Origin of the sequence: Ferrimonas sediminicola (assembly GCF_005116715.1) — a bacterium.
Classification (GTDB): Bacteria; Pseudomonadota; Gammaproteobacteria; order Enterobacterales; family Shewanellaceae; genus Ferrimonas; species Ferrimonas sediminicola.
Genome location: NZ_SWCI01000013.1, coordinates 79915 through 88878, shown reverse-complemented (window position 1 = coordinate 88878; position 8964 = coordinate 79915). Strand labels below are relative to the sequence as shown.

The 8964-nt window shown below is 60.7% G+C and carries 9 protein-coding genes; 4 read left to right on the top strand and 5 right to left on the bottom strand.

The window, feature by feature from the left end:
- Positions 1-303: 303 nt before the first annotated feature.
- Positions 304-1092: a glutamate racemase gene (murI, locus tag FCL40_RS15720; protein WP_407644156.1), complete on the bottom strand. Its 789-nt coding sequence runs from the start codon at positions 1090-1092 to the stop codon at positions 304-306.
- A gap of 129 nt (positions 1093-1221) precedes the next feature.
- Between murI and trmA the strand changes: the two genes are divergently transcribed.
- A complete protein-coding gene (gene trmA, locus FCL40_RS15715) occupies positions 1222-2322 on the top strand; it encodes a tRNA (uridine(54)-C5)-methyltransferase TrmA (RefSeq protein WP_136854246.1) in 1101 nt (366 codons plus the stop codon).
- 35 nt (positions 2323-2357) lie between these two features.
- On the opposite strand, the gene fabR is transcribed toward trmA, so the two are convergent.
- Positions 2358-2993 carry an HTH-type transcriptional repressor FabR gene (fabR, locus tag FCL40_RS15710; protein ID WP_136854245.1) on the bottom strand — a complete coding sequence of 212 codons (636 nt, stop codon included), beginning with the start codon at positions 2991-2993 and terminating at the stop codon, positions 2358-2360.
- Between the two features lie 144 nt (positions 2994-3137).
- Here fabR and FCL40_RS15705 point away from each other — a divergent pair, with 144 nt between their 5' ends.
- The 3 genes from FCL40_RS15705 to mnmH all read left to right on the top strand — a co-directional run bounded on the left by FCL40_RS15705 (position 3138) and on the right by mnmH (position 6690).
- Positions 3138-4244 carry a fatty acid desaturase gene (locus FCL40_RS15705; RefSeq protein WP_136854244.1) on the top strand — a complete coding sequence of 369 codons (1107 nt, stop codon included), beginning with the start codon at positions 3138-3140 and terminating at the stop codon, positions 4242-4244.
- Positions 4245-4552: 308 nt separating this feature from the next.
- Positions 4553-5593 carry a selenide, water dikinase SelD gene (selD, locus tag FCL40_RS15700; protein ID WP_136854243.1) on the top strand — a complete coding sequence of 347 codons (1041 nt, stop codon included), beginning with the start codon at positions 4553-4555 and terminating at the stop codon, positions 5591-5593.
- Positions 5593-6690 carry a tRNA 2-selenouridine(34) synthase MnmH gene (mnmH, locus tag FCL40_RS15695; RefSeq protein WP_136854242.1) on the top strand — a complete coding sequence of 366 codons (1098 nt, stop codon included), beginning with the start codon at positions 5593-5595 and terminating at the stop codon, positions 6688-6690. The genes selD and mnmH overlap by 1 nt, the downstream gene beginning before the upstream one ends.
- A 28-nt stretch (positions 6691-6718) precedes the next feature.
- On the opposite strand, the gene cysQ is transcribed toward mnmH, so the two are convergent.
- The 3 genes from cysQ to FCL40_RS15680 form a co-directional block, all read right to left on the bottom strand.
- Entirely contained in the window at positions 6719-7531 is an 813-nt protein-coding gene (cysQ, locus tag FCL40_RS15690; RefSeq protein WP_229360353.1) for a 3'(2'),5'-bisphosphate nucleotidase CysQ, read from the bottom strand.
- Between the two features lie 25 nt (positions 7532-7556).
- Positions 7557-8108, bottom strand: a complete 552-nt coding sequence (gene nudE, locus FCL40_RS15685) for an ADP compounds hydrolase NudE (protein WP_136854241.1) — start codon at positions 8106-8108, stop codon at positions 7557-7559.
- 103 nt (positions 8109-8211) lie between these two features.
- The gene (locus FCL40_RS15680) at positions 8212-8964 is read right to left on the bottom strand and encodes a type II secretion system protein N (protein ID WP_136854240.1); all 753 of its coding nucleotides are present in this window, start codon (positions 8962-8964) and stop codon (positions 8212-8214) included.

Here is an 8964-nt window from a genome sequence, read left to right as displayed (position 1 = left end):
ATAGTCACTCAGTGCAACATTGATATATGAGATATCAATCCTGCGCGAGTGCCCACACAGATTGTCTGACTAATTGTTAAAGAGCGTGTCTCTCATCGAGACAGGAGGCGCATTCTACGCGACTCTCCGTGGCGGTCAAGGGCTAATTTGCTGCCTTGGCGCCGAGTGTCGAAGTTTTGCTCAGCAGCCGTTTTCCTTCCGCTGTGCCCCGTCGACAGGAAGCGCATTATAGGGAGGGAAATTCCCCGCGCAACCCCTTTTTCGATCAAAAAGATCCTTTGCGATCTTTTCAACCAGTTCGACTTAAGATGCGGCGATCCTTGTCGAGAAAACCAACCCGCACCCTTCAAGGTAGCCGGCCAGTGCAGCAGAGGGTACCTGCCCGGTGCAGTAGTATCCCCCCTGCTGCTTACCGGGGAGGACGCGACTTTCATTGACCAGGGTACCGACGCGTCGGGCAATGGCACTGCCGGAATCCACCAAGCGCACCTTAGGACCCAGAACCTGGCCAATCTCATCCCGCAACAGCGGAAAGTGGGTGCACCCCAGCACCACTGCATCCAGCTCAGCCTCGGCCAGCAATGGCGCCAGTACCTTGTGCAGTTGTGAGGTGTCGACGGCCTTCCCCGACAACTTCTCCTCGGCCATTCGAACCAGATCGCTGCTGCCGAGGCGTATTACTCGACAGTGAGGAGCAAAGTCCTGAATCAGTCCATCGGTATAGCTGCGACGGACCGTGCCCGGAGTGGCCAGCAGGGCTATGGTGCCGGTATGGGAGAGCGCCGCCGCCGGCTTGATGGCCGGCACCACGCCAATGACAGGGATGGGCAGGGCCGACCTCAATGCCGGGAGTGCCAAGGTACTGGCGGTATTACACGCCACCACCACCATGGCGGGCGTCAACTCGCGGACCAGGGTAGTAATCAGGTGCACACAGCCGTGGATCAGGTTCTCCTCCTCCAGCTCCCCGTAGGGGAACCTGGCGTTGTCCGCCAGATAGTGGACCGGCCACTGAGGAAAGGCCTCACGTACGTGCTCCAGAATGGAGAGACCCCCGACGCCCGAGTCGAACAGCAGAATAGAGCTCATCAGATGGAATCAGTTGCTATACCGGAATAGGCGTTGATTCTCACACAGAGCCCGCCATTTACCAAGGGGCTGGACTTAAGCTTTGGCTTGGTTAGAATTCCCCCTCTCTCAATCCAGACACCGGAGTGAAACATGGATCTGAAAGCCCTTGATCCGGCAAACTATGAACAACAGTTGGCCGAAAAGTGTGAGCGTATGAGGTCGATGTTCGCCCCATTTGACGCTCCGGAGCTGGAGGTGTTCCCCTCCGAGCCCAAACACTACCGGATGCGCGCCGAGTTTCGTGTCTGGCACGATGATGACGATCTCTACTACATCATGTTCGATCAGGCCCAGGGGGAGAAGGTGCGCACCGACCAGTTCCTGCCCGCCAGCGCACTGATCAACAAGTTTATGCCCAGGCTGATGGAGGCGCTGCGCCCCCATGAACACCTGCGTCGCAAACTGTTCCAGGTCGATTTCCTCTCAACCCTGAGCGGCGAGCTGCTGATCTCCCTCCTCTACCACCGTCAGTTGGACGATGCCTGGATCGCCGGAGTGCGTGCGTTGCGAGACACCTGGAGAGCCGAAGGATACAAGGTGGACTTCATCGGTCGCGCCCGCAAACAGAAGTGGTGCCTGGACCGCGAGTTCGTCGATGAAACCCTGCATGTTCACGGCCGCCCCATGCACTACCGCCAGATCGAGAACAGCTTCACCCAGCCCAATGGCAAGGTGGCCGAAAAGATGCTGGAGTGGGCGGTGGACTGCACCCGTGACAGCCACGGCGACCTGCTGGAGCTCTACTGCGGAAACGGCAACTTCTCCCTGGCCCTGGCGCAAAACTTTGACCAGGTGCTGGCCACCGAGCTGGCCAAGCCCTCGGTGGAGTCGGCTCAGCACAACATCGCAGTCAACAACATCGACAACGTCACCATCATTCGCATGTCAGCCGAGGACTTCACCGATGCGATGAACGGGGTGAGGGCGTTTAATCGCCTCAAGGGAATCGATCTTAAGAGCTACAACTGCAACACCATCTTCGTGGATCCACCGCGGGCCGGCCTGGACAAGGCCACCGAACAGATGGTGCAGGGCTACGACAGGATCCTCTACATCTCCTGCAACCCGGACACCCTGCTGGAGAATCTGCAAACCCTGGGGGAGACCCACAAGGTGACCCGGCTGGCGCTGTTCGACCAGTTCCCCTACACCCACCATATGGAAGCGGGCGTGCTTCTGGAGCGTAAATAACGTGACAGAGAAAGACCGCCAATCGGCGGTCTTTTCTATTTGGGCAGATTCTCCAGCTCCGGCTCCCGGCCACTGCGCTGCAACGCCTCCGAGCCCTTGGCGATCATCTTCAGCTGCACGATCAGCCTCTCAGCCAGCGCCTGGCGCTCCTTCTTATTCAGATCCAGGGCTTCTGCGCCGCTGGCGAACACCAGAGTCACCAGGGCTTCCGCCTGGGCATAGGCGAGATCCGGGCGACGGCAGGCTCGAGTCTGCAGATAGTCACTCAGTTCATCAATGAAATGGCGGATCTCCCGGGTCACCGCAGCGCGGAACGCCGCCGAGGTTCCTGAGCGCTCCCGCAACAGCAACCGGAAGACGTTGGGGTTGCTGTCGATGAACTCCATGAAGGTTTCGATGGAGGCCCGGATAACACTGCCCCCCTCTTCCGCACGCTGACGGCCTTTGCGCATCAGTTGCCTCAGGGTAAGACCACCCTCATCAACCATGGTGAGACCAAGCTCTTCCATATCTTTGAAGTGACGGTAGAAAGAGGTAGGGGCAATTCCGGCCTCCCTGGCCACTTCCCGCAAACTCAGGTTGGAGATGCTGCGTTCTGCGCTCAGCTGATTAAACGCAGCATCAAGAAGGGCGCGGCGTGTACGCTCCTTCTGCTGTGCTCGAATCCCCATGACTTACTACCCTTAATTAAAAACTTATGCATTCTAACTTGAATAGAGCCAAAGCTCACCTGCGACCTCACTCAACCCCGGCTTGCGTTATCGGACAAAGATCACCAAAATGGCGTACAGATGTACGCCCAGAGAGAAACAAGGATGACTTCCAAGCCACCACTTATCCTCATCAATACCCTGATATTCAGCTTCACGGCCCTGGCGGCGCTGACCCTGGCACCCCTACATGGGATTCTCGTCGGCTACCAGGGTGAAACCCTGGTCCTGGCTCTGCTGTTGTGGGCCTGGAATGGCCTGTCCATTACCGCAGGCTACCACAGGCTCTGGTCCCACAAGGCCTACTCGGCCCACCCGGCCGTACAGTGGTTCCTGGCCATCGGCGGCGCCATGGCATTGCAAAACAGCATCTTGCACTGGGCATCGGATCACCGGCGCCACCACAAGTTCGTGGACGACGACCACAAGGATCCCTACAGTGCCAGCCGCGGTTTCTGGTACAGCCATATCGGCTGGATGCTGCGAAACTACCAGGGCGAACCCGACTACACCAATGTTCGGGATCTGCAGAAAAATCCCATCGTCATGTTCCAGCACCGCCACTATGGCTGGCTGGTGTTGGTGACCAACGTGATCCTGCCCCTGGCGTGCGGCGCCCTGATCGGCGATCTCTGGGGAACCCTGCTGATGGCCGGCGTGGTCCGCCTGGTGGCGATGCACCACGGCACCTTCTTTATCAACTCCTTGGCTCATATCTGGGGAACCCAACCCTACAGTGACAAGCAATCCAGCCGCGACAACGCCGTCCTGGCCCTGTTCACCTTCGGCGAGGGCTACCACAACTTCCACCACACCTTCGAGCACGACTGGCGCAACGGCATCCGCTGGTTCCACTTCGACCCAACCAAGTGGCTGATCGCACTGCTGGCTCGATTCAGGCTTGCCAGTGGCCTGAGGGAGGTTCCCGCCGAACGGATCGAAACCGCCAAACTGCAGATGCAGCTCAAACAGAGCCGGGCGGTGGCTCAGGACCGGGAATTGTCCGAGGAGTGGCTTCACCTTCTGGAGCAACAGTATCAGAGTGTCACCGAGCGGATGCGCGACTACTACCAGGCCAAGCAGGCCGGTCTGGAGCAAACCCGCAGGCAGCTGGACGCCAGCGCCAGGGCAAGGCTCAAGGAGTTGAAGCATTGCCTCAGAGAGCAACAGCAGCAGTGGCTCAAGTTACGCCAACAGTTGGCCAGCGCCTAGTCGGCCTCGGGCTCCAGTTGAGGACAGCGGATCTCACCACGCTCAACAGCGGATCTTCAGCCGGGATCAGGCCACGAGGTCACCCCCTGGTTCTGATCCCGGGCTTCCCCTACAGAGGGTGAGGACGGGCTCACTGCCCGAGCAACCGTCAGGTGATTGGCATCGATAGGAGTGAGTAACCACTTACCCTCCTACGCAATCCTCTCCGGCAAAAATCGTTTTTTTGCCGGGTTGGCTACCCCAAACCCGGGCGCCTTGGGGTATCATCTTGCCCCTGACCTAAAGATTCACAAGCGACAGAGTCCCAGATGAGCAATGCGATCAAACTGACGGAGTACAGCCACGGCGCCGGATGTGGCTGCAAGATCTCCCCCAAGGTACTGGATACCCTGCTGAGCAGTCAGCTGACTCCCATGGAGGACGCCCGTCTGCTGGTCGGTAACGCCAGCCGCGACGATGCAGCGGTATACGACCTGGATGGCAGCACAGGCATCATCAGCACCACAGACTTCTTCATGCCCATCGTGGATGATCCCTTTACCTTTGGCCGGATCGCCGCCACCAATGCCATCAGCGACATTTATGCCATGGGTGGCAGCCCGATGATGGCGATCGCCATTTTCGGCTGGCCGGTAAACCGGCTGCCGCCGGAAGTCGGTCAACAGGTGATCGAAGGTGGCCGTGCCGCCTGCCGCGATGCCGGCATTCTTCTGGCCGGGGGCCACTCCATCGACGCCCCCGAGCCCATCTTCGGCTTGGCCGTCACCGGACAGGTGCCACTAAAGCAGTTGAAGCGCAACGATACCGCCACCGCCGGCAGTCGCCTCTATCTGACCAAGCCCTTGGGCATCGGCATCCTCACCACCGCCCAGAAACAGAAGAAGCTGGCCAATGAGCATGACCAGATCGCCGTGGAAGCGATGTGCCAGATGAACAGGGTAGGCGCCCAGCTGGCTCAGGTGGAGGGAGTCAGCGCCATGACCGACGTGACCGGTTTCGGCCTGGCGGGCCACCTCACCGAGATCTGTGAAGGAGCCGGCCTCAGCGCCCTGCTGAAGATGGCCAAACTGCCTTTGCTGGACCAGGTGGATCACTATCTGGCCCTGGGCTGTGTCCCCGGAGGGGCCGGCCGAAACTTCGACAGCTATGGGCACAAGCTGCCTGAGCTGAGCCCGCGCACCCGCACCCTACTGTGCGACCCTCAGACCTCGGGCGGCCTGCTGGTGGCCGTGGAAGCGCATGCCTGTGGCCAGGTCGAAGCCCTCCTCGCCGAGGCCGGTTTAGGGGTCCATCCCATCGGCGAACTCAGACCCAGACAGGCCGGACCGGTGATCGAGGTGATCGAGTGATGAAAACCCTCGGCGCCGATCACTATCAGGAGCTGCTGCTCTCCGACCGTCCCCTGATCGATCTGCGTGCCCCGGTGGAGTTTGCCAAGGGCGCATTTCCCAACAGCATCAACCTGCCGTTGATGAATGATCAGGAGCGCGCCGCCGTCGGCACCTGCTACAAACGGCAGGGACAAATGGCCGCCATTGAACTGGGCCACAAGCTGGTGCGGGGCGAGGTCAAGGCCCAGCGTCAGCAGGCCTGGAAGCGCTTTCTGGACCAGCACCCGGACGCGGTTCTCTACTGCTTCCGGGGTGGCCTGCGCTCCGAGCTCAGCCAACAATGGATCGCCGAGGTGGGCCACGAACGCCCCTTCATCGAGGGGGGCTACAAGGGGATGCGCACCTTCCTGATGGAGCAGACCGACCGCATCACCTCAGAGACCCGCATGTGGATCGTCGGCGGCATGACCGGCTGTGGAAAAACCGACTTCCTCAAGCTACGTCAGGACATGATCGATCTGGAGGGGCTGGCCAACCACCGGGGCTCCAGCTTTGGCCGCCAGGTGACCGAACAGCCGACTCAAATAGACTTCGAGAACCACCTGGCGGTGCAGCTGATGCGCCACCGCCGGGCGGGCCAACGCCAGCTGGTGCTGGAGGACGAAAGCCGCCTCATCGGCCGAGTGTCCCTGCCGCTGGAGATGCACGGCAGGATGCAGCAGGCCCCCCTGGTGCTGCTGGAGGTGAATCAGGAGGAGCGAGTAGAGCGGATCCTGAGAGACTATGTCACCGACATCGCCGCCGCCTTTATTCGTCGAGACGGCGATGCACTGGGCTTCTCCAATTTCCAGGATCACCTGCTCAGCGCCATGGACCGCATCAGGAAGCGGCTGGGGGATCAACACCACCGCGAGCTCAGGGCGGTAATGCAGCAGGGGTTCGAGGATCAGCTGAAAGGTAGTCTGGATGCCCACCGCCACTGGATCCAGGCCCTGCTGAACCACTATTACGACCCGATGTACCGCCACCAGCTGGAGCAGCGGCTGGAGCGGGTGATCTTCCGCGGTGATCACCAAGCGGTGCACCAGTGGCTGGACCACAAAGCGCAAGGATAAAAAAACGGCCCTAGGGGCCGTTTTTTTATTAACCGTGTTGCAGGATGCTATTCCACGGCAACTCGGGGGCCCCGAGCACCAGGTAATTTGGGTTCTCCAGGCTCTCCCGCTGGTTGTAGGAGAGCGGGTTGAGATCGATGTCGAGGATGCGCCCGCCGGCCTGTTCGACGATGCACTGCGATGCGCCGGTATCCCACTCTCCGGTCGGTCCCAGCCTCAGGTAGAGATCCGCTTCGCCTTCGGCCACCATGCAGCTCTTGAGGGAGGCGCTGCCGAAGGGGATAAAACGGTAGTTGCGACCGCTCTCCAGCAGTTGGGTCACCGCCTCCAGCTGCTGGCGGCGGCTGACGGCAATCACCATCTCCCGCTTCGCCTCGCTGCCGTCACGGGTATGTATCCGGGTATCTCTGCCGTCGCTGCGTTTGAAGGCGCCCCGTCCCTGGATAGCGAAGTAACAGACCCGGGAGATGGGGGCATAGACCACCCCCATGATCGGTTTGTGGTTCTCCACCAGGGCGATGTTTACCGCGAAATCGCCACTGCCGGCGATAAACTCCTGGGTGCCATCCAGGGGATCAATCAACCAGTACCTTCGCCACCGTCGGCGCTCGGAGAGGGGGATGTCGGCGTCCTCCTCGGAGAGGATGGGGATCTCCGGCGCCAACCGGGTCAGGGCGGAGACGATGAGATCATGAGCCGCCAGATCCGCGGTGGTCACCGGGGTGTTGTCGGACTTGATGATCTCCTGAAACTGGCCCTCTTCGTAGATCTCGCGGATCCGCTCCCCCGCCTGTCGGGCAATTTCAATGGCGGGTTCCAACAGGGTGCTGATGCTTTCCAAAACCTCTACCTACTGCGGTCTTACTTCAACTAAGTTTCAGCGCTTTCCTTGCCAAAAACAAGGCACTGATGGCGCGGGACTCATTGAAGTCGGGGCGCGCCAGCAAGCCATCCAGATCCTCGATGGGCCAGGGCACCAGTTCCAGCGGCTCAGGCTCATCACCTTCCAACTTACTGGGGTTCAGTCCCTGCGCCAGTAAGATCTGCATCTTGCTCGAAAAGTACCCCGGGGCCAGGGCAACCTCCATCAGGGGGGTGAGGGTCTGGGCACAGAACCCCGCCTCCTCCTGCAGCTCGCGGTTGGCGGCCTCGATGACACTCTCGCCCGGGTCGATCAACCCCTTGACGAATCCCAGCTCGTAGGTTTCCGTGCCCACGGCGTACTCCTTAACCAGCAGCACGGTGTGTTCATCCAGCATGGGCACCACCATGACGGCACCGCGGTTGCCCCCCTGCATCCTCTCATACACCCGCTCTACGCCGTTGCTGAACTGCAGGTGCACCTGCTCTACCCGGAACAACCGGCTGCTGGCCACCAGTTCGGTATGAAGAATACGGGGTTTGGCTTTCGAGCTCATCGCGTCCTGGGTCGTCTGTCTGGGGTTGGACTAGGATACACATTCGCTGGTCGATTTGATATCCGTCACAAAACAAAAGGGACGCCGACGCGTCCCACCATAGTCAGAACCCAGGCAGACGCCCGGAGTAGCGCAGAGGGTAGGCGCCACTGGCGTCCGGCTGCCCCAGAAAATCCAGGGAGTTGGCCATCGCCTCCGGCTGGTCAACGGTCGCCCGAATGCTGGCGTCCAGCTGTACCTCCATGTTGCCCTTGAGCAGCGCGGTGCCGGCAACGCCGATGCGGTTATCCCGCTCGGTCATGGTTAGCTTAAGGTTTCCCTGACTGCAACTCAGGGTCCCCGCCAGGTTGCCGAGGGGAAAGGCGCCATACTGGTTGTTGACGTCCAATTGCTGAACCAGGATGCGGCCGCTTAGGCGATCGCACCAGGGCTGGCCCTGACTGCCTTCGGCCAGATTCAGCTGAACCTCTCCCGTCACCTTGGTCCGAAATGGCAGCCGACGATTACCGACCAGGGTGCCTATGGGGCTCTCCAGCCTCACTCCCTGTAGCGCCAGGCCCGACAGGCCGTAGCTGACGGTCCCCCTGCCCTGAACATCACCGGCAACCGCCACCACAGCCTCCACCCGGCCCCCAAGCAGTGACCAGGGATCCACCTCCCAGGTCAGGCTCTCCAGGCGGCGGCCTGCCACCGTCAACCGGTCGGCGCGTCCCGACCAGAGGGTGCCATCCAGGCCCTGGAGCTGTACGCCCTGGGGTTTGGGCACCCACTGCCATACCAGCCCAACGGGCACCGTTACCACCAGGAACACCAGGTAGAGCACCAGGGCGCCCAGGCCATACTTCAGAAAACGCAT

What these genes read in the sequence shown, in the direction of transcription:
- trmA (WP_136854246.1), top strand. Translation starts at nt 1,222, where the DNA reads ATGGATCTGAAAGCCCTTGATCCGGCAAACTATGAACAACAGTTGGCC.
- fabR (WP_136854245.1), bottom strand. Translation starts at nt 2,993, where the DNA reads ATGGGGATTCGAGCACAGCAGAAGGAGCGTACACGCCGCGCCCTTCTT.
- FCL40_RS15705 (WP_136854244.1), top strand. Translation starts at nt 3,138, where the DNA reads ATGACTTCCAAGCCACCACTTATCCTCATCAATACCCTGATATTCAGC.
- selD (WP_136854243.1), top strand. Translation starts at nt 4,553, where the DNA reads ATGAGCAATGCGATCAAACTGACGGAGTACAGCCACGGCGCCGGATGT.
- mnmH (WP_136854242.1), top strand. Translation starts at nt 5,593, where the DNA reads ATGAAAACCCTCGGCGCCGATCACTATCAGGAGCTGCTGCTCTCCGAC.
- nudE (WP_136854241.1), bottom strand. Translation starts at nt 8,108, where the DNA reads ATGAGCTCGAAAGCCAAACCCCGTATTCTTCATACCGAACTGGTGGCC.
- FCL40_RS15680 (WP_136854240.1), bottom strand. Translation starts at nt 8,964, where the DNA reads ATGCGTTTTCTGAAGTATGGCCTGGGCGCCCTGGTGCTCTACCTGGTG.